This is a genomic window from Pseudomonas sp. IPO3749, from assembly GCF_013386605.1.
In the GTDB taxonomy this organism is placed as follows: Bacteria; Pseudomonadota; Gammaproteobacteria; order Pseudomonadales; family Pseudomonadaceae; genus Aquipseudomonas; species Aquipseudomonas azotoformans_A.
Map to the genome: position 1 here is coordinate 25,507 of NZ_JACARN010000021.1, position 25,218 is coordinate 50,724.

Genomic DNA, 25,218 nt, shown 5'->3' on the forward strand with positions numbered 1-25,218 from the left:
TTACGCCCGAGGGCTAAGCCTTAGAAATGCTTTGAAACAGTAGCCGCTATTAACAGAATTAATAGAAAGGCTCAGGCCCCGCATGACGGGGCCTGTGGCTTATTGACGCACCAGGAACTTGAGGTCGCTGGGCGCATCGATCGGCAATTTCTGCACGGTTTTACCCAGCAGGCCGGTTTTGGGGTCGCGTTCGACCACTACGATTTCGTTGCTTTTCTGGTTGGCGATCAGCAAGAACTTGCCGCTCGGGTCCAAACTGAACTCACGCGGATGGTCACCTTCCACGGAACGGCGTTGCAGTTCCTTGAGGTGCGCGGTGGCCGGGTCGATGCTGAACACCAGCAGTTGATTGGCCGTGCCACGGTTGCTCAGGTACAGGAACTTGCCATCACTGGAGACATGCAGCGCCGCACCGGCCTTGTCCGATACCGGTTGCCCGGCGGCGAAATCCACCAGTTGGGTCTGGGTCAGTTGGCCGTCCTTGTAGTCGAACACCGCCACCTGCGCGCTCATCTCGGTGGTCAGCCAGGCATGCTTGCCATCGGCGCTGAACAACAAATGACGCGGGCCACTGCCGGGTGGCAATTGCACCGACGCCGGTTTCGCCGGGGTCAATGGCAGCTCAGGGTTGGCCTTGGGATCGTAGCGGTAGGCAAATACCTTGTCCGCCCCCAGGTCCTGCACAAACACGTATTTGCCATCGGGCGATGACACCACCGAATGCACGTGGTTGGACGCCTGGCGCTCAGGGTTGACGCGACTGGCCGGGTGCCCACTCAGTTGCAGCGGCGCCGACAGCTTGCCTGTGGCATCCACCGGCAGCACCGCCAGGCTTCCGCCCGGATCTTCCAGCACCGAATAGTTGGCGACGAACAGGTAGCGTCCATCGGCAGCCACGCTGGAATGGGTCGGCTCATTGCCCAGGCTCTGCACCTGGTTGATCAACGTCAGCTGATGATTCTGCGGATCGATGCTGTAGCTGCTCACCCGCCCGACCGGGTCTTTCTGGCCTGGACCGTTCTCGTTGACCACAAACAGGTGCTTCTGGTCCTTGGAGACCGTCAGCCACGACGGGTTGGCCGCCTTGGCCGCCAGCACCGGCTGGCCCTGGAACTTGCCAGTGCGGCTGTCGAATTGCAGGCGATAGATGCCTTCGCTGCTGCCGGCGGTGTAGCTACCCACCAGCAGTTCATAGGTGTCTGCCGGCGCGGCTTGCACCGACATGGCACCGACACTGCCCGCCATCAGCAGGGGCCAGAATTTACGCATCATCATCCGCTTCATCCTCATCGTTATTGTTGTCGCCCTTGATCGCACTCAGGCAGACCAGACGGTGTTCGCCGTCTTCGTTGCGCAAGAGCCAGCTTTGCAAGCTGTCATCAAAGGTGGCGGCGTTCAGTTGTTCTGGACTGAACTTCCAACGCTTGAGTTCCCGGCCGTCCATGCTTTCGATCAGCAAGTGCTGGTCAAACGTGAAGTCGAAGGCGTGCAGCCCATTGATGATCAGCATGTCGCTGTCGGTCAGGGCGGTGCTCAGGTTGGGTTGCGAATCGGTCATGATGTGAAGTCACTGCGGGGGAAAAGACACATGATAGGTCAATTCCCCCGCGGTGCCTTGCGGCAATGGTCTAATCGATCAATGCGCGAAGAGTGAGTTGCCCTTCTGCCCCGCCAGTTTCTCCGGCTTGATCAGGAACCGCGCCAGCGCCGGCAGCAGCCACAGCGCGCCGAACATGTTCCACAGCAGCATGAAGGTGAGCATCAAGCCCATGTCGGCCTGGAACTTGATGGCCGAGAAGATCCAGGTGCACACGCCAATCGCCAGGCACAGGCCGGTGAACAACACGGCTTTACCGGTGGACTTGAGCGTCTGGTAATACGCCTCTTGCAGCGGCAGACCGGCGCGCAGGAAGCTTTCCAGGCGGCTGTAGATGTAGATGCCGTAGTCCACGCCAATCCCCACGCCCAGCGCCACCACCGGCAACGTCGCGACCTTGACGCCGATGCCCATGAACGCCATCAGCGCGTTGCCCAGCACCGAGGTCAGCACCAGCGGCAGCACGATGCACAGGGTCGCCGCCCAGGAGCGGAAGGTGATCATGCACATGGTCGCCACGCACAGGTACACCAGGATCAGGATGGTCAGTTCCGATTCCTTGATCACCTCGTTGGTGGCCGCTTCGATGCCAGCGTTACCGGCGGCGAGGATGAATTCCAGGCCGTCCTTGTTGTTTTCCTTGGCGAAGTCCTGCACCGCATGCACCGCGCGGTCGAGGGTTTCGGCCTTGTGGTCGTTGAGGAACACCAGCACCGGCGCCAGGGAGCAGTTGTTGTTGTACAGGCCATCGGCACGGGCGATGGAGTTGTTCAGCACATCCGGGTTACGCGACAGGGTTTCCCATTTCAGGTTGCCCTCGTTCATGCCCTTGATCATCTGCTTGGACACGGTCACCAGCGAGATCGCCGACTGCACGCCCTCGGTGTTCTGCATCTTCCACATCAACTGGTCGATGGGCGCCATGGCTTCATAGCGCGAGCAGCCTTCGGCCTTGGTCTTGACCATCACCACCAGCACGTCGGAGCTGGTGGAGTAGTTGCTGATGATGAAGTTGTTGTCTTTGTTGTAGCGCGAGTCCGGGCGCAGTTCCGGCGCGCCCTGGTCGAGGTCGCCGATCTTGAGGTTCTGGCTGTACCAGAGGCCGCCGCCAAAGGCGATCAGGGCCAGGAAGATCGAGACCGGCGCGACTTTGGGGCTGGCGAATTTCGACAGCAGGCGCCAGAACGGGTGTTCGCGGTTCGCGTCTTTCTTGCTCTTGGCGATGGCGCGTTTGCTGATGCCGACGTAGGAAATCGCCACTGGCAGCAGGATCAGGTTGGTGAACACGATCACCGCCACGCCGATAGAGGCGCCGATGGCCAGTTCGCGGATCACGCCAATGTCGATGATCAGCAACGTGATGAAGCCCACTGCGTCAGCGAGGATCGCGATCATCCCCGGTAGAAACAGTTGGCGGAAGGTACGGCGTGCGGCCGTCAGCGCGTTGTCCGCTTCGCTGGATTGCAGGGCGATACCGTTGATTTTCTGCACGCCGTGGGAAATACCGATGGCAAAGATCAGGAACGGTACCAGCATCGAGTAAGGGTCCAGCCCGAAACCGGCGGCATGCATCAGCCCCAACTGCCAGACCACCGCCACCAGGGTGGTGCTCAACACCGCAATGGTGCTGCGCAGGCAGTTGGTGAACCACAGCAGCAGGACCAGGGTGATGCCGAACGCCACGCCGAAGAACAGCACCACCATGATCAGGCCATCGATCAGGTCGCCGACTTTCTTGGCGAAACCGACGATGTGGATCTGCACGTTGGGGTTCTGCTCCTGGAACTTGGTGCGGATCTTGTCTTCGAGTTCATGGGAGAACTTGCGGTAGTCCAGGGCCAGCAACTTGCCCTGATCCTGCGGGTCCGGGTAGGACTCCAGCAGCGGGATGTCGACGATGCTCGACTTGAAGTCGTTGGCCACCAGGCGCCCGACCTGGCCGGACTTGAGCACGTTGTTGCGCAGTTGATCGAGGCTTTCCGGCGAGCCGTTGTAGCTCTGCGGGATCACTTCACCGCCGGCAAAGCCTTCTTCGGTCACTTCGGTCCAGCGGACGCTGGGGCTCCACAGCGACTTGAGGCCCGAGCGGTCGACACCGGAAATGTAGAACACTTCGTCGTTGATCTGACGCAGGGTCTCCATGTACTCCTTGGTGAAGATGTCACCGTCCTTGGCCTCCACCGAGATGCGCACCGTGTTGCCCAGGTTCGCCAGGTCATTGCGGTGCTCCATCATCTTCTCGATGAAGGGGTGCTTGAGCGGGATCATTTTTTCAAAGCTGGTGGACGGGCGAATCAAGGTCGCCTGCCAGAACAGGAAAATACTCACCAGCAGGCAGATCACGATCACTGCCGGGCGGTTGTTGAAGATCAGGCGCTCAAGAAAGGTCGCTTTATCGTTGTGATGACTGCTCATTCTTTCCCCGCCTTCTTATTGTTTTGTCGGTTCGGCGCCATCGGCTTTAGCGACGCGAACGCCCCCCTGCCCGGCCAGAATCAAGTTGCCATTGCCTGCCGCCGTGACGGACGAAAGCGAAATGCGGTCCGCACGGTTGAACACGTTGAAGGTCACGCCGTCGTCATGGCTGACCACCACGCTGCCGCCGTTGCCGACCACGACAATCGAGCCGTCCTCCAGCAAGGTCGCGCCCGACAACCCAAACTCCAGCGCTCCCCGCGCGGCGTTCAGCTCAACTTGCTCCCAGGTGCTGCCAAAGTCCGTGGAGCGGTACAGATTGCCGCGCAAGCCATAGGCCAGCAGGGTTTGCGCTTGGGCGGTGCCGATCACGCCAAACAGCGAGCCCTCGTAGGGGCCTTCGAGTTTTTCCCAGGTCTGGCCGTCGTCGCTGGAGCGGAACATGCTGCCCTGCTCGCCAACGATGAACAGGCCGGCGTCCTTGATATGGGCAATGGCGTTGAGGTGGTACTGGTCTTCGTTGTCGAGGCGGTCGCTGACGTCGTCCCAGGTCTTGCCGCCGTCGGTGGTTTCGATCAACGCACCGTAGGCGCCGACGGCCAGGCCGTGGTTGGCGTCGTTGAACCACACGTCGAGCAGCGGGGCTTCGCGTTTAAGATCCTGGTATTGCTGGGTCCAGGTGGCGCCGCCGTCGGAACTGGCAAGAATCTGCGCATCGTGGCCCACGGCCCAACCCTGCTTGTCATCGACGAAAAACACTGCCGTGAGCAACTGTCGGGTGGGGACTTTGGCTTGGGTCCAGGTGCTGCCCTGGTCATCGGAATAGAGGATGTGCCCGCGATCACCGACCGCCACCAGGCGCTTGCCCGCGTGGACCACATCGATCATCAGGCCTTTGGCGGCCTTGGGGGATTCAATCGCAAACGAGGTATCGCTGGCGGCCTGGACGGCTGCCGGTAACACGACAGCGCCAAACAGCGAGAGCGCTGCGGCCAGCATCGCAACCCTGCGTGCGGCGCGTGGGCGGCAAACAACCCAACCCATGACAGGCTCACTCATAGACCTTTCTCCCATTTATTATTGTTATCGCTGCCTTCCGGGGCCTTGAAACCTGCAATCTAGAGCGCCTGGAGGAAGCAGGGGCCATCCTATCGGGCTTTCGAATCGTCTGACAATCGGCGCTACGTTATCTTTTGTTAACTGACCCCGTTTCGCCAGCGCCTGAATATAGCTGCATTCGCGGGGGTGATCGCCGGGGCCTCAATGAATTTTTATTCCATCTATTGAAATATGGGAATTTTTATTCCATTAATAGTCTTCCTGAAAACAATAATCCAAAGGACCACGGCGATGCGTGAACTCGGAATCGGCTTGATCGGCACAGGCTTCATGGGGCGCGCCCACGCCCTGGCCTTCAATAACGCCCGCGCGGTATTCGAACTGCCGCTGCACCTCAAGCTGGCTGCACTGGCCGACGCCGACACCGAACGCGCACAACGCTGCGCCAAGGATTGGGGGTTTGCCCAGGCCCATGGCGACTGGCAGGCGTTGATCAATGATCCCAATGTCGACGTGGTGGCCATCACCACGCCCAACCATTTGCACTACCCCATGGCCATGGCCGCCATCGCAGCGGGCAAGGCGGTGTACTGCGAAAAACCCCTGGCCGTGAGCCTGGAACAGGCCGACGCCATGCGCCGCGCCGCCAGTGCTGCGGGCGTGGTGACGCGGGTGGGCTACAACTACCAGCACAACCCGATGATCACCCTGGCACGGCAGATGATTGCCAGCGGCGAGTTGGGCGAGATCATCAGCTTCCAGGGTGAGTTCAGCGAAGATTTCATGGCCGACCCGGCCTCGCCATGGTCGTGGCGTTGTGAAGTGGAACACGCGGGCGGCGCCTTGGCAGACTTGGGCAGTCACTTGCTATCGATGGCGCGCTATCTGGTGGGCGACGTAGTGAGTGTGTGTGCCGACACCCAGACCGTCCACGCCCGGCGACCGGCCGTCAAAGGCAGCACCGACCTTAAATCGATCGCGGTGGATGACCAAGTGCACGCCCTGCTGCGTTTTGCCAATGGCGCACGCGGCACGGTGAGCAGCAGCTGGCTCAAGCAGGGCTACAAAAACCACCTGAGTTTCGAGATCAGCGGGACGAAAGGCACCTTGGCGTTCGATCAAGAGCGCTTGAATGAATTGCAGGTGTGTGGCGTCGGCCAGGACGGGTTCCAGCGTTTGCTCGCTGGCCCTGCCCTGCCCGGTTATGCGGCGTTCAGCCCGGCGGCGGGCCATCAGTTGGGCTACAACGAACTGAAGACGCTGGAGGTGCAGGAGTTGATCCTGGCGCTGGCCGGTCAAGGTGCGGACGGCACGGACTTTGAGGCGGCGTGGGAGGTGGAGCGGTTGGCGACGGCGATTCGCGTGGCGGCCAGAGAAGAACGCTGGGTACAAGTGGGCACGGTCTAAACTGTGGGAGCGGGCTTGCTCGCGAATGCGGTGTATCAGTGTATGAATCTGGCGACTGACACTCCGCATTCGCGAGCAAGCCCGCTCCCACATTGAACTCACCTAAGCCGTAAGATTAGCGCAAGGCCCTGCGCAGGACTTTGCCGACAGTGGTCTTGGGCAGTTCAGTGGTGCGGAACTCCACGTACCTGGGCACCTTGTACCCCGTCAGGTACTCCCGGCAATGCGCAAGAATCTGCTCCTGGGTCAGGCTCGGGTCCTTGCGCACCACAATGATCTTGACCTTCTCCCCGGTCACACCATCTTCCACCCCAATCGCCGCCACTTCAGCCACACCAGGGTGCAGCGCCACCACGTCCTCGATTTCATTGGGGTACACGTTGAAGCCCGAGACCAGGATCATGTCCTTCTTGCGGTCCACCAGGCGGATATAACCACGCGTGTCCATCACGCCGATATCACCGGTCGACAACCACCCTTCGGCATCCAGCACTTCGGCAGTGGCGTCCGGACGTTTCCAGTAGCCCTGCATCACCTGTGGCCCGCGCACTTGCAGTTCACCCTGCTCGCCAATCTCAGCCAACTCACCGTCTTCGCGAACAAACCGCACCCAGGTCGAGGGCAATGGCACGCCGATGCTGCCGGTGAATTCCATCTCGCGCATGCGCGCAATGTCGATCGGGCTGATGCTCACCACCGGCGAGCATTCGGTGAGGCCGTAGCCTTCGATGATCGGCAGCCCCGTGACTTCCTTCCAACGCTTGGCCACCGCCGTGTGCGTGGCCATGCCGCCGGCGATCACCATGCGCAGGTCGGAAAAGTCCCGCGCGCAAAACTCCTTGTTCTCCAGCAAGCCATTGAACAAGGTGTTGACCCCGGCTATCCCGTTGAAGCGCTCCTTGCGCAGGATCATCTGCACACGCTTCACGTCCCGTGGGTTGGCGATCAGGATGTTGCGCCCGCCCAGGCACATGAACATCAGGCAGTTCACCGTCAGGGAAAAGATATGGTACAGCGGCAGCAAGGTGACGTTGGTTTCCTGCTTGTCCTGGTCCAGTTGGTCACCGACCCAAGCCTTGGCTTGCAGCAGGTTGGCGATGATATTGCGGTGACTGAGCATCACGCCCTTGGCATCGCCGGTAGTGCCGCCGGTGTATTGCAGGAAGGCCAGGTCGTCGAGGTGCATCTGCACCGGGAAATGCGTGAGCGCCCGCCCCTGTTTCAGCACTTGGTTGAAGCGCAGCGAGCCGCGCAGATTGAACGCTGGCACCTGCTTTTGCACGCTACGCAGGATGAAGTTCATCGCCGCGCCTTTGAACGTCCCCAGCAAATCGCCGATGGCCGCGATTACCACACGCTTGACGCTGCTGCCGGTGATGACTTTTTCCAGGGTGTGGGCGAAATTCTCGAAGATCACCACGGTTTGCGCGCCGCTGTCCTTTAGCAGGTGCTTGAGCTCATGGGAGGTGTACAGCGGGTTGACGTTGACCACCACCGCGCCGGCCAGGATCGTACCCAACAGGCAAATCGGATACTGCAAGCAGTTGGGCATCATCAGCGCGACACGATCACCCTTCTTGACGCCCTGCCCCTGCAGCCAGGCGGCAAAGGCATAGCCTTGCACCTGCCAGTCGGCGTAGGTCATTTCGGTGCCGATGCTGACGTACGCCACCCGTTCGCGAAATTTTTCCAGGTGCTCCAGGAACACCTCGCGCAGCGATGGGTAGTCCTCGATAGCGGCGTCGATATCTGCCGGGACGCCGGGCAGGTAAGCGTTCAACCAGATCCGTTCGGTGTGTTCCAGGCTTACAGCGTTCATGGCAGTCTCCTTGTTGTTGTTTTTGATAGAGCTACTTTTCGACGATGGCGGTAATGCCCAGCCCGCCCGCCGCGCAGATGGAAATCAGGCCGCGCCCGCCGCCGTTCGCATGGATGATCTTGGCCAACGCCGCCAATTGCCGGCCTCCCGTGGCGGCAAAAGGATGGCCGCAACCGAGCGAGCCACCGTTGACGTTCATCTTCGCGCGATCGATGGTGCCCAGGGGCGCCTCCAAGCCAAGACGTTCGCGGCAATAATCCAGGTCTTCCCAGGCCTTGAGCGTGCACAACACCTGGGCGGCAAAGGCTTCGTGGATCTCGAAGAAGTCGAAGTCCTTGAAGCTCAGGCCTTCGCGTTTAAGCATGCGCGGCACGGCGTAGGCCGGGGCCATCAGCAAGCCTTCGGTGCCGTCGACAAAATTCACCGCTGCGGTTTCGCCGGTACGCAGGTAGGCCAGCACTGGCCAGCCGTTGGCGGCGGCCCACTCTTCACTGGCCAGCAGCACCACCGAGGCGCCGTCGGTCAACGGAGTGGAGTTGCCGGCGGTAAGGGTGCCGTTCTGACGGTCGTAGGCTGGAGACAGGCCGGCGAGTTTTTCCAGGCTGGCATCGGCGCGCAGGTTGTTGTCCCTGGCCAGGCCGCGATGGGGGCTGATCAGGTCGTCGAAGAAGCCGCGCTTGTAGGCCGCGTCCAGGCGCTGGTGGCTGGTGAGGGTCAGCTCATCCTGGGCCAGGCGCTTGATCTGCCAGCGCTTGGCCATTTCTTCGCAGTGTTCGCCCATGGACAGGCCGGTGCGCGGCTCGCCGTTGCGTGGCAACAGTGGTTTGAAGAACATCGACGGCCGGACCTTGAGCAACGTTTTCAGCTTGTCGCCCATGCCCTTGGCACGATTGGCGGCGAGCAAGGTGTGGCGCAAGGACTCATTGATACCGATGGGCGCGTCAGAGGTGGTGTCGGCACCCCCGGCAATGCCCACCTCGATCTGGCCGAGGGCAATCTTGTTCGCCACCAATAACGCCGCTTCCAGGCCGGTGCCGCAGGCTTGTTGCACATCGTAGGCCGGCGTGTCCGGCGACAAGGTGGTGGACAGCAACGACTCACGCGCCAGGTTGAAATCCCGCGAATGCTTGATCACCGCGCCAGCGGCAAACTCACCGAGGCGTTGGCCGTGCAGGTTGTAGCGGTCGACCAGCCCTTGCAGCGCGGCGACCAGCAGGTCCTGGTTGCTGTCGTGGGCGTACACCGTGTTGGAGCGAGCAAAAGGGATCCGGTTGCCACCGATGATCGCCACGCGACGGACCGGGGCCGGGTTGAAGCTGTAGTCACTCATTCCAGGTTCTCTTTCCAGATGAAAAGGCCACGCATATGGGGTTTGTCACCGGCAAAATTGCGCACTTCGAACTCGCGGCGCGGGCCAGTCACCGGATGGCTCCACAGCGCGACCTGGCCGGGCAGGAAGATCGGCAGCTTGAAGTCACAATGGGCCTCGGCCTGGTCCAGGCCACCGGGCGGTTGCTGGGCGGCGAGCGCGCGGCCCAGGGTCCACATGCCATGGGCGATGGCGCGGTGAAAGCCGAACAGTTTGGCGCCGATCACCGAAGTGTGAATCGGGTTGAAATCCCCTGAGACCTTGGCAAAACGTCGGCCCAGGTCGGCGGGCAGCACCCAGCGTTGGGTGCGTAACAAGCTTTCTTCCTGCAGCGGCAACGCGTCACCCCACGGTTCGCCGACCGGGTCCTTGACGTCCCGGCGCAGATACAGGCTGTCGCTTTCCCATACCAGCGTGCCGGCACCGTAGGCACGAGTGGCGATGCTCAACGCCTGGCCCTTGGGATGGGCGACCCAACGCTCGCAATACACCTCAATGCGCAACGCCTGGCCTTCGTGCAAGCGCTGGTGCTGACGGATGCGATTGGCCAGGTGCACCATGCCGCTGGCCGGGTACGGAAAGCTGGGACGAGTCAGCAGCATCAGGTGCAAAGGGAACGCCAGCACGTGGGGATAGGACAACGGCACGCCCTGTTCGCGGCGAAACCCACAGGCACGGCCATAAGCCGCGATGTCGGCGGCAGACAACGCCACCGCCGAGCGCACCAGGCGTTCCGTGGGCAGCACGGGCGCACCGTCGAGCTTGGGTTTGCGCAGGGCACGCACGCCATCCAGCAGCAAGCGGGTGCGTGAAGGCGGCGGATCAATGATCTGCGTCACGTAGTCCATGGCTCAGGCTCCCAGCAGGCTTTGGCCGCACACCCGTACGACTTGGCCGTTAACCCCGCCGGACGCCGGATGCGCCAGCCAGGCAATAGTTTCGGCCACGTCGACCGGCTGCCCGCCCTGGGACAGCGAATTCATGCGGCGCCCGGCTTCACGGATCATCAGCGGGATCTTCGCGGTCATCTGGGTTTCGATGAACCCCGGCGCCACCGCATTCACCGTCACCTGCTGCGCCGATGCACGCGGTGCCAGGCCCTGCACCAGGCCGATCACACCGGCCTTTGAGGTGGCGTAATTGCTTTGCCCGAGGTTGCCGGCGATACCAGAAATCGACGAGACACAAACAATTCGGCCTCCCGGTTTGAGGCCTTGGCTATCCAATAAGGCATTGCTCAGTAGCAACGGCGCTTCGAGGTTCACCGCCAGCACGCTGCGCCAGGCGGCCTCGGTCATTTTGGCGATGGTCTTGTCGCGGGTGATCCCGGCGTTGTGCACCACCACGTCAAAGGCGCCGTATTGGCTGACGTGGGCTTGCAGCAGTGCGGGCGCGTCCGGCGCGGTGATGTCCAGGGGCAGCGCCGAACCTTCGACGCTGTCCGCCGCCTGTTGCAACGCCGTCTGGGCCTGGGGCACATCCACGCACACCACATGGGCGCCGTCCCGCGCCAATACCTGGGCAATCGCCAGGCCGATGCCACGGGAGGCGCCGGTGACCAGGGCGCGACGGCCAGCGAAGGGTTTGTCCCAATTGACCGTGACGTGGCCGTCCACCGGTTTCTCCAGGCGCACCACTTGCCCCGACACATAGGCCGAACGGCGCGACAGGAAGAAACGCAAGCTGCTGTCCAGTGCGTCTTCGGCACCCGGCGCCACGTAGATCAACTGCACAGTAATCGCCCGGCGCAGCTCCTTGGCCAGCGAGCGCACCAACCCTTCGAGGGCACGCTGGGCAATGGCTTGGGGCAAATCCTGGCAATGCTCCGGCGCGGTGCCGAGCACCACGACGCGGCCATGGTGGCCAAGACGCTTGGCGTTGGCGTGAAAGAACACATACAGCGCGTCCAACTGTTGCAGGTCGGCCACGGCGCTGGCGTCAAACACCGCGCCCTGCACTTTCACCGTAGATGGCGCCTTGAGCGTCGCCGGGGTGGCAGCAACGGTATCGGTGGCCGCGAAAATCCGCTGCACCTCGGCGGCCAGGCGCCCCGCCCCGGCGATGATCACCGGGTTGACCAAGCCCTGCTGGCCGCTGCGGTGGCGTTGCAGTGGCAGGGGCTGCGGCAAGCCGATGGCTTGGGCCAGGCGACGGCCCCAAGGGGAATTGACGAAGGAAAGGTAGCTGTCACTCATTGATAGATTCACTCACAACACGGTGTTGGCTAATTTACCGAGGCGTTTTCGCTTTGGCTGGTGCGACGTTTCGCCGTCGGCTCCAGCGCTTGCTTGCGCTGCTGCAACGCCTCCAGCAAGCCGAAGTCCTGCGGGAAGTCATCCACCTGGATGCCGTGGTCGGCGTATTCCACGTAGCGGCCGAGCAAGGTGTCTTCGTCATCGCTGATCAAGTCCAGCGCCCGCGCCTTGACGCGCCAGGCGGTGAAGGCCGTGGTGGAGATCGGCATCGGTTCGATCAGGCCCTGCTTCACGGCGGGCTTGAGCCGGGCGTCGATCAGCTCGACCTGCGGCAGCAGGCGGAAACCCAGTTCGCCGTAGGCCAACTTGTCAATTTCTGGACGTGGGATGTAGGAGTTGGCCAACAACCGGTCGCGGGTTTCGCCCGGTGTCTGCACCACGTCCGCCACTTGGGCCAGCAGACGGTCCGACGGTTTGCGCAGTGGGATCCCGAACGGGAAGGTCAGGCCACGTAGCACCGCCGCAGCGGGTTTCGAGGGGTAGTTATCAAGCACTTCCGCCAGCGCTTCGTGGGCCCGCAGCAATGCATCCTGCGCCGCCCAGTGCACCAACGGCAGATCCGCCTGGGGCCGGCCGTCGTCCTCAAACCGCTTGAGTACGCAGGACAGGATGTACAGCTGCGACAGAATATCCCCCAGGCGCCCGGTGATACTTTCCTTGCGCTTGAGGGCTCCGCCCAGCACGCCCATGGAAATATCCGAAACCAGCGCGAGTACCACTGACAGACGATTGGCCTGGCGGTAGTAGGACGCCAGCGCGGGGTCGGTCTTGGCCGGAACGGAAATCAACCGCCCGCCTGTCAGGGAATGCACCGCCGCTCGTACGGTATTGGCCAGCACAAAGCTCACATGGCCAAACATGGCACTGTCGAAGGCTTCCAGCGCTCTCCGTTGGTCAGGGTTACGCGCTGCTTCCATTTCGCGGAACACATAAGGATGGCAACGGATCAGGCCCTGGCCAAAGATGATCAGGCAGCGCGTCATGATGTTCGCGCCTTCCACGGTGATGGCGATGGGGCTTTGCTGATAGGCACGGGCCAGGAAGTTGTTGGGGCCCATGCAGATGCCCTTGCCGGCAACGATGTCCATGCCGTCATTGACGATGATCCGCGCGCGCTCGGTGACGTGGTACTTGGCGATCGCCGAGATCACCGAGGGTTTCTCACCCGCGTCCAGGGACGCCACCGACACCTTGCGCACCGCATCGCAGGCATACAGATGCCCGGCCATGCGCGCCAAGGGTGCCTGCACGCCTTCGAATTTGCCGATGGGCAGGCCGAACTGTTTGCGCATCGCGGCATAGGCGGTGGTGCCGCGCACCGCCACCTTGCCCAGGCCGACGTTGGCCGACGGCAAGGAAATTGCGCGACCGGCGGCCAGGCATTCCATCAACATGCGCCAGCCGTTGCCGACTTGCTCGCGGCCGCCGATCACCCACTCCAGCGGAATGAACACATCCTTGCCGGTGGTAGGACCGTTCTGGAAGACGGCATTCAGCGGCCAATGCCGGCGGCCACTGTTGACGCCGGGATGGGAGGTTGGGATCAGTGCGCAGGTGATACCGAGTGAACCCGGAGCGCCGAGCAAGCCATCCGGATCTTCTGCGCGGAACGCCAGGCCGAGCACCGTGGCAATCGGGCCGAGGGTGATGTAGCGCTTGTCCCAGGTCACGCGAAAGCCCAGCACTTCCTCACCTTCATGGGTGCCTTTGCAGACGATGCCCAGGTCAGGAATCGCCCCGGCATCGGAGCCGGCATAAGGGCTGGTCAGGGCAAAGCATGGAATGTCTTCACCTCGCGCCAGGCGCGGCAGGTAGTAGTTGCGCTGGGCATCGGTGCCGTAGTGAAGCAGCAGTTCGGCCGGGCCGAGGGAGTTGGGCACCATCACCGAAATGGCGGCCGCCGAGCAGCGCGTCGACAGCTTCATCACCACCTGCGAGTGCGCGTAGTGGGAGAAGCCTTTGCCGCCGTATTGCTTGGGAATGATCATGCCGAGGAACCCGGCATCCTTGGTGTACTGCCAGCCTTCGGGCGACATGTCCTGCCAGACCTGGGTGGTTTCCCAGTCATTGGCGATGTCGCACAGGGTTTCGACTTCGTTGTCGAGGAAGGCTTGTTCCTCTGCGCTCAGGCTGGCCGGTGCGGCTTGCAGCAGACGCTGCCAATTGGGCTTGCCGCTGAACAGCTCGGCGTCCCACCACACGGTGCCGGACTCGATGGCGGCGCGTTCGGTGTCAGACATCGCCGGCATGATCGTACGAAACAGGCCCAAAGCCCTGCTGGTCAGCAAGGTGCGGCGCAGGGGTTTGATGGTCATCAGCAACGCGGGCGCCACCACCAGTATCGCCGCGACTGTGGCGCCGAAACCGGCCACGACGTTGAACAGGTAACCCGCTGCCAGCCAGATCAGGCCTGCGGCCAACCACAGGGTGGCGACAGCTTGTCGATATGCCAGGGCGATCGCTGCTGCGAAACCCACCAGTAACCAGATAACCATGGAGATACCTCGATTCGATTCAGGGTACGGCCTACGTGCGCCAGGTCGGATGACATGCGGCGTAACGCCACACTACAAAATTCGAAAACTATATTCAAATTTTGTTTTGAAATTATTATTTAATGCCTGGGCGAAAAAATGGCGGCTGAGCGAGCCGCCTGGTCAATCCGTCACCAAAGGGGAATACCGCCTTGAAACATCAGAACGTATAGGTGGCCGACAGGCTGACGACATCACCGGACGCATTCACCTTGCCGTCGAGGCTCGCGGCCCCCAGCCGGTCGACGTTCTGGGTCTTCAACTTGACCGTCTGAACGAACTGGTGGGAATAGGCAACGTCGAGAGTCAGGCCCTCGATTGCCTTCACGTCGTACCCGGCACCGAGGGACACAAAGGTGCGATCACCATCCGGGATGCGCGGGTCACGGGTGGAATTGCGGGTTGGCGTCTGGTCAATGGCCACACCCGCGCGCAAGGTCAGTTCATCGGTCGCACGGAAGTCGCCACCGAGGGAGTACATCCAGGTGTCCCTGTAGTTGTAGGGAATAGACACGATGGTGATGTCCCCCGACTTGAGTGTCAGGTCCTGGAACGAGGACCACTGCGTCCAGACCACACTCGCGCCCAGGGTGAACCGATCATTGAACTGGTGCACCCAGTCCAAACCTGCGGTGGCAGGGATATCCAACCGGGTGCTGGCATGGGCACCGTCCGGAAACAGCTCAAGCCCCGGATAGGCCGTGCCCACCAGCGTACCGCTGCCGCCGAAGGGGCTTGGTTGGGTCATGAGATTGTAGGAAAACTTATCGGCATGGATGTTGTACTTGCCGGTCATCTTGTTCTTGATCCTGGCGTGGTAGTTCAACCCCAGTGTGTCTTTTTCCGTGGGTTTCCACACCACACCGGTAAACCAGCCGGCTGACACATTGTCGACCTTGACCCGCATCAGTGCGCCGCCGACGTCCGACGGGAAAGCAATACCGCCCAGTTCAGAGTCCGATACCGCCGCCGCCGACAACAAGTCGATGTTCTGGCTGACGAACCCCTTGCTGTGCTGGACGATCACCCCACCGCCAACGGAAAACTGGTCGTTGACCTTGAACGACAGCGCACCGGTCAAACCCACGGTTTCGATTTTGGTGTCTACTGCAAACCCACGCAGTTTCGAATCCTGGTCCCAGGTGGAACGCATGCCCTGGGGCACGACCTGGCTCAGGCCGAAAGCAAACCGGTCGCCCAACGGCATCACCATGAAGCCTGTGGGCAGCCAGGCAGAAAATCCCCCTTGGCCACCGTCATTGTTGTTAACGGTCGTCGCTGTGGAATCAGGAAAGCCACTGTCGTCCAGCGGCGTGCTGGAAATCGGCTTGCCTGCGTAATCATAGGCGTCGCCTTTGTACTTGATCTTGATGCGCGCGTAATCGACCGTGAACTGCGCAACGTTACGGTCGATGAAGGCCATGGCGGCCGGGTTGTTATACGCGGAACTCGGATCGTTCTTGAACAGCGAACCGCCCGCGAAGGCCCTGCCCCAGCCGGGGGCGCCATAGGTCGGGGTGGAGAAACCACCGGCCTGCACAGGTGCGGCCACCATCCATCCGCCCATTAACGCCAGGCCCAGCAGCACTTCAATCTGTCGTTTATTTAACTTCACACGGCACCTCTACTGCGCTCTCAATCAGCCAGCCGCAACAGACGCCTCATGGGAGGCGCCTGCCTTTTAACGGGCGCTCAGCCCCTTGTATTCACGCCATCCTCAAGGAACAACGGTGAACGCTGGCGTTGGCTTGACGCTCAGGCTTACCACGGTGCAGTTGCCTGCCAGGGATTGATTGGTAGCCGTCAACACACCACCGCTGTAGTTGGCGGTGATAGTGGAAGCACCACAATTGGAGACGGGGTACAGAATCGAACCCGCGATGGTGTATCCGACGTTGGTCACCGAACCTGCGGTAGCACCGGTCGAGGTCAACGTCCATGGCAAGCCGGTGATCTTGGGCAGGCTGCACAGCCCCCCCCCCGTGATGGCAACGTCAGTGATTTTGGCAACGCCCGCGGCGTCGACATTACCGGTGAAGGTCGCCCCGCAATTGACTGCGGCCTGATAGGAGGATGGCGATTTCACCGAGATCGTGCCGGGTGCGGTGAAGTGGGTGTTTACAGGGGTGATGCTGTAGGCATTGGCCATGGAGGCGGCCCCCATCAGAACAGCCAAGGCAGACAACGACACGACAGTTTTAAAGTTCATCATTGTTATTCCTCACATAGAAAGGCGAGTTAGTCGCCAGGGACAATGACCATGACTGAGGAGTTGAGGTGAAACAGCAGAACTCCTCGATCCGGCCAAACTTCACATCAATGACCGATACCGATGAGCGGGGAACCTTGTAGGAAATTGCATAGTTAGCGTTCATCCCTTCAAATTGTTTTTGTTCGGGTAGAACAACTTTCCTGTAACTAAGCAGGCGCCGGAATAGGACTAATCCGAGCGAGTGAAAACCATCGATTTATTAGGAAATAATGACGGAGCCAGGCGGGGGTCGTGAGTACTTGCGAGGGATGATGAAGCGGGAGGTTGAAGGTGCTTCAGTGAAAATCGAAACGGGTCGCACAGGCGACCCGTCGATGCGGTAAACGCGTGAAACAGCAGAAAGATGCGCTGACTGGCTGCTCCACTACCGCATGCATTAGAACTTGTAAGTGGCCGACAGGCTGACAACCTCACCTTTGCTGTCGACTTTACCATCCAGGCGCGCAGCGCCCAGGCGGTCGACGTTGACGGTTTTGAGCTTCACCTGCTCGACAAACTGCCGAGAGTAGGCACCGTCGATACTCAAGCCGGGTATGGCCTTGATATCGTAGCCAAAGCCGAGAGAAGCGAAGTAACGATCGCCGTCGGGGATACGTGGGTCACGCGTGGAATTGCGGGTGGGAGTCTGGTCATAGGCAACACCGGCGCGCAGGGTGAAGTCATCGGTAAGCTTATAGTCGCCCCCCAGGGAATACATCATGACGTCCCTGTACTTGTAGGGGATCGACACGATGGTATTGCCATCGGACTTCAGGGTCAGCGCCTTGAATGACGACCATTGGGTCCACAGCACACTGGCGCCGAGGCTGAATCGGTCGTTGAACACATGCACCCAGTCGATGGCGGCGGTGGCCGGAATGTCCAGCTGGGTGGATGCGTTGGCGCCGTCCGGAAACAGTTTGAGGCCGGGGTAAGCACGCTCGACCAGCGTCAAGCCATCCCCTCCGGCATCGGTCATCAGCAACCTGCTGCCTGGATCAGCATAGATGTTGTATTTGCCCTCCATTTTGTTCTTGATTTTGGCGTGGTAGTTGAAACCCAGCGTGTCTTGCAAAGTGGGTTTCCAGGCCAGGCCGGCAAACCAGCCCACCGAGGTGTTATCGACCTTGACCCGCATCAGCGACTGCCCTACCCCCGATGGGAACGGGATGCCGAGACCACCCAGCCCCGGCGAGACCGCCGCCGCCGCATACAGGTCGACGTTCTGGCTCACGAAGCCTGTGCTGTGCTGAACAATGGCACCTGCACCAATAGAAAACTGGTCATTGACCTTGAACGACAGCGAGCCGGTCAAACCGACGGTTTCAATTTTGGTGTCAACAGCGAAGTCACGGCCTTTCCAGTCCTGGTCCCACGTGGATTTCATGCCCTGCGGGACGACCTGACTCAAGCCAAAACTGAAGCGATCGTTGATAGGTATCACCAAGAAGCCAGTGGGCACCCAAGCCGTAAAGCCGGCTTCACCCCCATTGCCTTCACGCGGCGTGGAGGTCACACCGCCGAATTCGTCCATGACCCCGGTGGACGTCGGGTCCCCTTTGTAGTCATAGGCATTTCCCTTGAACTTGATATTGATACGCGCATAGATAACGTTCTGCTGCGCGATGGTTTGGTCAATGAACGCCATGGCGGCCGGGTTGTTGTAGGCTGAAGAAGGGTCATTCTTGAACAGTGAACCACCGCCAAACGCACGGCCCCAGCCTTGCGCGCCAAATGTAGGAGTCGAGTACCCGCCAGCCTGAACGGGCCCGGCTGCGACCATAAACCCGCTCAACAACGCCAGGCCAAGTAACGCCTGGGCCTGTTGTTTCTTATTATTCATGCTCCACTCCTTATTATTTTTATCCACCACAGCCGGAATCACAGCCTTGGCTTGCCTTAACAAGTGCCCTTTGCAGGGCACTTGCGTTTCAACGTGTGATCATCACGTCAAGCGCACGCCTATCAAGGGTTGACAGTGAGCGTTGGGGTTGGCGTCGCGTTCAGCGCAGTGATTTTGCAACTGCCGACGGTTTGTGCCGATGGAACAGTAATGGTGTGGTTGCTGTTGTTGTAGACCACATTGATGGTGGCTGGAGCGCTTGCGCAGTTGCTGACGATCTTGAAGTTCACGCCTGAAACAGTGCCTGCAAAGGTGTCAGGCCCGGTGGCGGTGGAGGCGGTCAAGGTCCATGGCAAACCCAGCAACACTGGCACACCGCAAAGTGGGTTGGAGCCGCTCACAGTGGCGCCGGTGATCGAAGCGTTGGCACCACTCGCAGCCACGCTGCCGGTAAAGACGATGGTGCAAGCCACGGGCGCCCCGAACGACGCAGGCGATGTAACAGTGATAGCACCTGCGGGCGTGGTGAAACCCGCGCCAGGAGGAGAAATGGTAGCGGCATTCACCATGGAAGCAGCACCCATGCAAACAGTCAAAGCAGTCAACGACACGAGAGTTTTCAAGCTTTTCATTGTTTTTCCTCACATGTTATGGCGAATTCATTTCGCCAGGGGTAATGGCCATGATCGAGAGGTCACGGTGAAACTGCAGAACTTCCCTTTCCAGCCAAATCTCAATTCAATTACCGCAATAAAATCAGGTGGTTACTCAACAACCTTAAAGTTAGGTGGCATCTTGATAGATACCGTCTTGATCGTGCAGTCGTCGCCGATTGGTACATTGGCGGCCTCCAACTTGCCGGTGGCGTTATCCCAGGTGCCATCGGCGGTAGAAGGACCGCACTTGCCGCCCAGGCCAAATGCGTGGACATCCACGCTGATCTTCGACATGGAACCGCTCTTGGTGTCTTTGGCGACCAATACCCACGGCAGGTTGATAGCTTCGACCCGACTGCACTTGAGGCCGCCGTCGAATTCGACTTTGTCGACATTCACCGATGAGCCATCCGCCGCGACTTTGCCGGCCACCTTGATGGTGCAATCAGCGCTGATCAGTGCGCCTTTGGAAAAGCTGATGGGGCCTTGGGCGGTGAATGCACTGCCGGCGGGTTCGATGCGCGCTGCCTGGGCCTGGTGATAGGCAATAAGGCCCAGCGCAGCCAATACGATATGGGTGGTGAACTTGGCAGGTGCTTGCATGGTGTACGTCCTTCCCTTTAATTATTTTTGTTCGGGGCAAACAACTTTCGGGTTATTAATTTGGAAACTTGCGGGCGATAGAGACCTGCGCGGCACGCAGGCCCCGAGTACGCACACGGTATGGCGTGAACTTAAAAAGGCTTGGCGCTGTTGCTATACTTCTCCAGGTACTTCAAGCGTTGTGAGGGCTGAAGATTGGTCAGCGTAATATCTCCCGCATAATGATTCAGCACACGATGGTCCATGCGCCGCCGCCACAAATAAGGCACATAGGCCCAGACAATCATGCTGGCGTAGCCATAAGGAAGTTGCGGCGATTCATCAAAATGACGCAACGACTGATAACTTCGAGTGGGGTTGGCATGGTGATCGGAGTGCCGTTGTAATTGAAACAGGAAGATATTGGTAACAATCCGATTGCTGTTCCAGGAATGCCGGGGCGAGCAACGTTCATAACGACCATTGGGCAACTTCTGACGTTTAAGTCCGTAGTGTTCTACATAGTTCACGACTTCCAGCAGCGAAAACCCGTAGATGCCTTGGATAATCAGGAACGGAATCACTGCCGCTCCCAGCCAGGCGATCATCGCGCCCCACAGCACCACGCTGTACATCCAGGCACTGAGCACGCCGTTCTGCCAATGCCAGGCCGGCAGGCCGAGCTTGCGCAGGCGTTCGCGCTCCAGGTTCCACGCTGAGCGGGCACTGAACCACACCGAGCGCGGCAGAAAGGCCCAGAAGCTCTCCCCCAGGCGCGAACTGGCCGGATCTTCCGGCGTGGCGACACGGACGTGGTGGCCACGGTTGTGCTCGGTGTAGAAGTGACCGTAGAAGGTCGGGGCCAAGGTGACTTTGGCCAGGAACACCTCCAGCGCATTGGGTTTGTGGCCCAGTTCATGGGCGGTGTTGATCGCGATGCCGGTGGCGGCGCCCGTCGACATGGCCATGCCCAGGTAAGTGAACCAGCTCACTTCGCCATGCAACTGGGTGCGTGCGGTGATGTAGCTGGCCGCATGGGACAGCCAGCTCGACGGCTCCAGGTTCGCGGCAGCCTGCAACAGCCCACCCTCGATGATCCAGTCGATACCGCCGGCAGCCAGCCAACCGGTGATAACCACCGACGAGATCACAAACACCACGCCGGTGTAGACGATCCAGCGGTAGTAGCTTTGCGATTCAAGGTGGCTGACGGCGGATTCGGGCGGGTTGCTCACGTCTTCACCGAGCAGGCCGTCGATCAGTGGGATCAGGCCGAAGATCACTAATACGCCGACCCACCAGAGTTGCTGCACACCGGTGGTGATGGCCAGGGCGCCGGACAACAAAGGCGTGGCCAAGGGCATGATGCCCAACCACCACAGATGGCGCTTGCCGTCGGTCCAGGTGCTTGGAGCTGCCAGTGTCTGGTTCATGGCAGCCTCCGTTGCTGGGCAGCGGAAAACAGGTTCAGGGAGCGTTGAATGCTCCAGGAAATCAACCATGCGATAAAAGACGTTTTTTTCATTTTTATTCGCTCTTAGGCATTTCAAAAATCATTTCAAAATAAACATTGAAATATTTTTTTAAAGAAATAGCGCGGAATCGTTAGGTCGTCAACTACTTTTTCGAGGCCTTTTTTACGTGACCGGACAGTCTCTTTTTCAGCCACTGGGTCAGGTCTCTAGGCCAAGCATTTCGGACGGTACAACCCGCAGTGAGTGCCACGATTATTTGCTTGCCAACGCAAACGGCGGATGCAGGATTGCAGCGCTTTGCGCTGGCCGCGCACGCTTGGCCAGGTGGTGCACCGCCTCCACCACCCGCGCGGTGGCGGTGATCGGCAGCATGTGCCCGCGCCCCTCCACCACCTGCAGCTTCAGGCCCGGAACCTTGTCGGCCAGGGCCTGGCCGTGCTTGCGAAAGTCCAGGACCTTGTCCTGCGCGCCATAGATCAGGCTGATGGGCAGCGTCAGTTGCGGGTAGCGCTTGACCATGCCCGGTAGGACATCATTGACCAGGGCGATCTCGCTGGACGCGGCATAGAAGTTGTCGGGGCGCATGCCCAGTAGCCCCCCGCCACGGGTGGCGAAATCGTCAGGGGCACTGTCCGGTGCGAACACGCCTTTGACCACCGCGCCGCGCGTCAACAGGCCAATCGGCACCGTGAGGGTGTGAGACACCCAGCGCCGCAGCCAGGCCGGTCGCACCGCCAGTGACCAGAACACCACGGGCAAAGTCGGTTGTGGATGGGTCAGTGGCGCCACCAACACCAACCCCGACACTGCGTGGGGATGGTCGAGGGCCAGCGCCAGGGAAATCGCACCACCCAGGGAATGCCCCAGCACCACAGGTTTATCCAGGCCCAGCGTCTCGATAAAGGCCGCCACTTGCCGCGCCTGGGCCGGCAGGTCTGCAGCGGTGCCTTTGTGGCGTGTGGAATAACCCGATCCAGGGCGGTCGAGCGTGATGACACGGAACTGCTCACGCAATTGTCCGGACAAGGCATACGTCAGGTTGCGACTACTGCCCATAAGGCCGTGAATCATCACCAACGGCGGGCCCTTGCCCTCTTCGTAATAATGAAAGCGCTCGCCATTCACCTCCACAAAGCGCCCGTTGTTCGGAACGGCGGCTTCAATACGTCGCGTCATCCACGCGCTGAATCCCCACAAAACGGTGCTTGCGCCTATCAATACAGCCGCAGCGATAACCCATTCAACAGCCATAGCTCGGTCCTCTGCATCCCTGCGGCTGGCGACCTGACCGGAATTGATCAAGGCCTCAGCCATCGTCCACACCCTGGACCTGAACGTCGTGCCTGTCCGTCGGACAAGTCGCACATGAGGAACCTGGGACTAGCGTAGGCGATATTTTCAGGTAGATTATTTAAAATCTTTTTTAAAATAAGTAATTCAATTTTTCTTTGCAATGGTGTTCTATCTAAAAGACACAACAAGAAAAGGAGCACACCCGATGCCCATGAAGGAATGCTTATGAATGCCCAGCGCGACGCCATCGACATCGCCATCATCGGCTCCGGTTTTGCCGGCCTGTGCATGGCGATCAAGCTCAAGGAGGCCGGGTTCACCGACTTCTTTATCGCCGAGCAGGCCGATACTCTCGGCGGCACCTGGCGTGACAACCACTACCCCGGCTGCGCCTGTGATGTGCAGTCCCACGTCTATTCGTTTTCCTTCGCGCCCAATCCGGACTGGACTCGGCAATTCGCGCCGCAAGCGGAGATCCGCGCTTACCTGGAGCAATGCGCCACGCGTTTCGGGCTGGCGCCCTACTTGCGGTTCGGCATGGGCCTTGAGCGGGCGGTCTTCGATGAGCAACACCAGCGCTGGCAATTGCGCTTCAGCGATGGTCGCCAGGTCAGTGCACGGGTGCTGGTCTCGGGCATGGGCGGCCTGTCGCGCCCGGCGCTGCCGGATATTCCGGGGCTCGACAGCTTCAAGGGCAAGCGCTTCCACTCACAGCAGTGGGACCACGACTATTCCTTGAAGGGCAAGCGGGTGGCAGTGATCGGCACCGGCGCCAGCGCCATTCAGTTTGTGCCGCAGATTGCGCCGCAGGTGGCTCACCTGGACCTGTTCCAACGCACTCCACCCTGGATCATGCCCAAGCCCGACCGGGCGATCTCGCCTTTCGAACGCTGGCTGTTCAAGCACCTTCCCTTCACCCAACGCCTGGTGCGTAGCGCTTTTTATTGGGCGTTGGAAGGTCGCGTGGTCGGCTTTGCCCTGCACCCACGGCTGATGAAAATGGTGCAGAAAATCGCCCTGCGCCACCTGCACAAACAAGTGGCGCGCCCTTCCCTGCGCAAGACCCTGACCCCGGACTACACCATCGGCTGCAAGCGCGTGCTGATCTCCAATGACTACTACCCCGCGCTGTCGCGCAGCAACGTCGAGGTGGTCACCGACAACGTGCTGCGCATCGAAGCTGACGGGGTGATCACCGCCGACGGTATCAAGCACCCGGCCGACTGCCTGATCTTCGGCACCGGCTTCCAGGCCACCGATCCCCTGCCCCGCGACTGCATCATCGGCCGCGGCGGCGTCGACCTGATGGACACCTGGCAAGACGGCGCCCATGCCTACAAGGGCACCACGGTGCCCGGCTATCCCAACCTGTTCCTGATCGTTGGCCCCAACACCGGCCTGGGGCATAACTCGATGATCCTGATGATCGAAGCCCAGGTGACCTACATCCTCGATGCACTCAAGCAAATGCAGCGGCATCGCATCGCCAGTGTGGACGTCAAACCCAGCGTGGAAAGCGCCTTCAACCAACAGTTGCAAGACAAGCTCAAGCGCACCATCTGGAATACCGGCGGTTGCCAGAGCTGGTACCTCGACCCTCGCACTGGCAAGAACACCACGTTGTGGCCCGGCTCGACTTGGCGCTTCAAGCAGGTCACGCGCCAGTTTGCGCTCAAGGATTACGTGGCCAGCCTGGTGCCGATCAATGCGCCCGACCGCCCTGTGCCGGCGGCCCATTCCGCTGCCGAAGGGAGCCTGTCATGAAGTCATTCAACGGCCGCGTGGCGGCCATTACCGGCGCGGCGTCGGGCATGGGTCGCGCGTTGGCATTAGCCCTGGCACGGGAAGGTTGCCACCTGGCACTGGCGGATAAAAACAGCCAGGGGCTGGAACAGACGTCAGCGCTGATCAAAACGTCGACCCTGGCGCCTGTGCTGATCACCACCCAGGTACTGGATGTGTCCGATCGCCAGGCCATGGAGGACTGGGCTGCACGCTGCGCGGCCGATCACGGACAGGTCAATCTGGTGTTCAACAATGCCGGGGTGGCCCTGTCGAGCACCGTGGAGGGTGTGGACCACGCCGACCTGGAATGGATCGTTGGCATCAACTTCTGGGGCGTGGTCTACGGCACCAAAGCGTTCCTGCCGTACCTGAAAGCCGCAGGCGATGGCCATATCGTCAACACCTCCAGCGTGTTCGGCCTGTTTGCCCAACCGGGCATGAGCGGCTACAACGCCACCAAGTTTGCCGTGCGCGGCTTTACCGAATCCCTGCGCCAGGAGCTGGACCTGCAACGCTGCGGTGTATCGGCCACTTGCGTGCACCCTGGCGGTATTCGCACCGATATCTGTCGCAGCAGCCGTATCGACGCGAACATGACGGGGTTCCTGATCCACAGCGAACAGCAGGCCCGCGCCGACTTCGAAAAGCTGTTCATCACCGACGCCGACCAGGCCGCCAAAGTGATCCTGCACGGTGTACGCAAAAACAAGCGCCGTGTGCTGATCGGCCGCGACGCGTATTGCCTCGACCTGCTTGCCCGCTGCCTGCCGGCGGCCTATCAAGCCCTGGTAGTGTTTGCCAGCAAACGCATGGCGCCAAAACCCCGCACGCCGGTACTTGAACCCACCGACGAGCCCCGCCTCTGAACAGGAGCACGC

General features: G+C 60.6%; 19 protein-coding genes. 3 read left to right on the forward strand and 16 right to left on the reverse strand.

The annotated features are described in order from the left end of the window. Positions 1-99 precede the first annotated feature (99 nt). From HX812_RS10955 to HX812_RS10970, 4 genes are all read right to left on the reverse strand, one after another. Entirely contained in the window at positions 100-1,275 is a 1,176-nt protein-coding gene (locus HX812_RS10955; RefSeq protein ID WP_038848746.1) for a lactonase family protein, read from the reverse strand. After that, complete coding sequence (locus HX812_RS10960) at positions 1,262-1,558, reverse strand: DUF5629 family protein (protein ID WP_033902392.1); 297 nt, start codon at positions 1,556-1,558, stop codon at positions 1,262-1,264. Before HX812_RS10960 ends, HX812_RS10955 begins: the two co-directional genes overlap by 14 nt. A 78-nt stretch (positions 1,559-1,636) precedes the next feature. After that, positions 1,637-4,012, reverse strand: coding sequence for an RND family transporter (locus HX812_RS10965; protein WP_033902391.1), 2,376 nt, complete (start codon positions 4,010-4,012; stop codon positions 1,637-1,639). 15 nt (positions 4,013-4,027) lie between these two features. Beyond that, positions 4,028-5,071, reverse strand: coding sequence for a YCF48-related protein (locus HX812_RS10970; RefSeq protein WP_038848750.1), 1,044 nt, complete (start codon positions 5,069-5,071; stop codon positions 4,028-4,030). 291 nt (positions 5,072-5,362) lie between these two features. On the opposite strand from HX812_RS10970, the gene HX812_RS10975 reads away from it, so the two are divergent. Further along, positions 5,363-6,478 (forward strand): Gfo/Idh/MocA family protein, encoded by a 1,116-nt coding sequence (locus HX812_RS10975; protein ID WP_038848752.1) that lies wholly within the window; start codon positions 5,363-5,365, stop codon positions 6,476-6,478. Between the two features lie 115 nt (positions 6,479-6,593). On the opposite strand, the gene HX812_RS10980 is transcribed toward HX812_RS10975, so the two are convergent. The 12 genes from HX812_RS10980 to HX812_RS11035 all read right to left on the reverse strand — a co-directional run bounded on the left by HX812_RS10980 (position 6,594) and on the right by HX812_RS11035 (position 22,513). Beyond that, the gene (locus HX812_RS10980) at positions 6,594-8,297 is read right to left on the reverse strand and encodes an AMP-binding protein (protein WP_038843896.1); all 1,704 of its coding nucleotides are present in this window, start codon (positions 8,295-8,297) and stop codon (positions 6,594-6,596) included. 31 nt (positions 8,298-8,328) lie between these two features. Beyond that, positions 8,329-9,627 carry an acetyl-CoA C-acetyltransferase gene (locus HX812_RS10985; RefSeq protein WP_038843895.1) on the reverse strand — a complete coding sequence of 433 codons (1,299 nt, stop codon included), beginning with the start codon at positions 9,625-9,627 and terminating at the stop codon, positions 8,329-8,331. Next, positions 9,624-10,514, reverse strand: a complete 891-nt coding sequence (locus HX812_RS10990) for a MaoC/PaaZ C-terminal domain-containing protein (protein ID WP_038843893.1) — start codon at positions 10,512-10,514, stop codon at positions 9,624-9,626. Before HX812_RS10990 ends, HX812_RS10985 begins: the two co-directional genes overlap by 4 nt. A 3-nt stretch (positions 10,515-10,517) precedes the next feature. Beyond that, the gene (locus HX812_RS10995) at positions 10,518-11,861 is read right to left on the reverse strand and encodes a 3-oxoacyl-ACP reductase (protein ID WP_038843891.1); all 1,344 of its coding nucleotides are present in this window, start codon (positions 11,859-11,861) and stop codon (positions 10,518-10,520) included. Positions 11,862-11,890: 29 nt separating this feature from the next. After that, positions 11,891-14,416 (reverse strand): acyl-CoA dehydrogenase, encoded by a 2,526-nt coding sequence (locus HX812_RS11000; protein ID WP_038843889.1) that lies wholly within the window; start codon positions 14,414-14,416, stop codon positions 11,891-11,893. 199 nt (positions 14,417-14,615) lie between these two features. Then, positions 14,616-16,022 (reverse strand): outer membrane protein transport protein, encoded by a 1,407-nt coding sequence (locus HX812_RS11005; protein WP_050572394.1) that lies wholly within the window; start codon positions 16,020-16,022, stop codon positions 14,616-14,618. 150 nt (positions 16,023-16,172) lie between these two features. Next, positions 16,173-16,667, reverse strand: coding sequence for an alkane oxidation protein activator PraB (praB, locus tag HX812_RS11010; RefSeq protein WP_038843885.1), 495 nt, complete (start codon positions 16,665-16,667; stop codon positions 16,173-16,175). 436 nt (positions 16,668-17,103) lie between these two features. Next, the gene (locus HX812_RS11015; RefSeq protein WP_038843883.1) at positions 17,104-18,549 is read right to left on the reverse strand and encodes an outer membrane protein transport protein; all 1,446 of its coding nucleotides are present in this window, start codon (positions 18,547-18,549) and stop codon (positions 17,104-17,106) included. 122 nt (positions 18,550-18,671) lie between these two features. Continuing rightward, a complete protein-coding gene (gene praB / locus HX812_RS11020; RefSeq protein WP_038843881.1) occupies positions 18,672-19,181 on the reverse strand; it encodes an alkane oxidation protein activator PraB in 510 nt (169 codons plus the stop codon). Between the two features lie 132 nt (positions 19,182-19,313). Next, positions 19,314-19,808 carry an alkane oxidation protein activator PraA gene (praA, locus tag HX812_RS11025; RefSeq protein ID WP_038843880.1) on the reverse strand — a complete coding sequence of 165 codons (495 nt, stop codon included), beginning with the start codon at positions 19,806-19,808 and terminating at the stop codon, positions 19,314-19,316. Between the two features lie 131 nt (positions 19,809-19,939). After that, positions 19,940-21,220 (reverse strand): alkane 1-monooxygenase, encoded by a 1,281-nt coding sequence (locus tag HX812_RS11030; RefSeq protein ID WP_038843879.1) that lies wholly within the window; start codon positions 21,218-21,220, stop codon positions 19,940-19,942. A 294-nt stretch (positions 21,221-21,514) separates the two neighbouring features. Beyond that, positions 21,515-22,513: an alpha/beta fold hydrolase gene (locus HX812_RS11035; protein WP_371318379.1), complete on the reverse strand. Its 999-nt coding sequence runs from the start codon at positions 22,511-22,513 to the stop codon at positions 21,515-21,517. A 267-nt stretch (positions 22,514-22,780) separates the two neighbouring features. Here HX812_RS11035 and HX812_RS11040 point away from each other — a divergent pair, with 267 nt between their 5' ends. After that, positions 22,781-24,319 carry an NAD(P)/FAD-dependent oxidoreductase gene (locus HX812_RS11040; RefSeq protein ID WP_038843877.1) on the forward strand — a complete coding sequence of 513 codons (1,539 nt, stop codon included), beginning with the start codon at positions 22,781-22,783 and terminating at the stop codon, positions 24,317-24,319. Then, on the forward strand, positions 24,316-25,206 hold the full coding sequence (locus HX812_RS11045; RefSeq protein ID WP_038843875.1) for an SDR family oxidoreductase: 891 nt from the start codon (positions 24,316-24,318) through the stop codon (positions 25,204-25,206). Before HX812_RS11040 ends, HX812_RS11045 begins: the two co-directional genes overlap by 4 nt. The last annotated feature ends 12 nt before the right edge of the window (positions 25,207-25,218 follow it).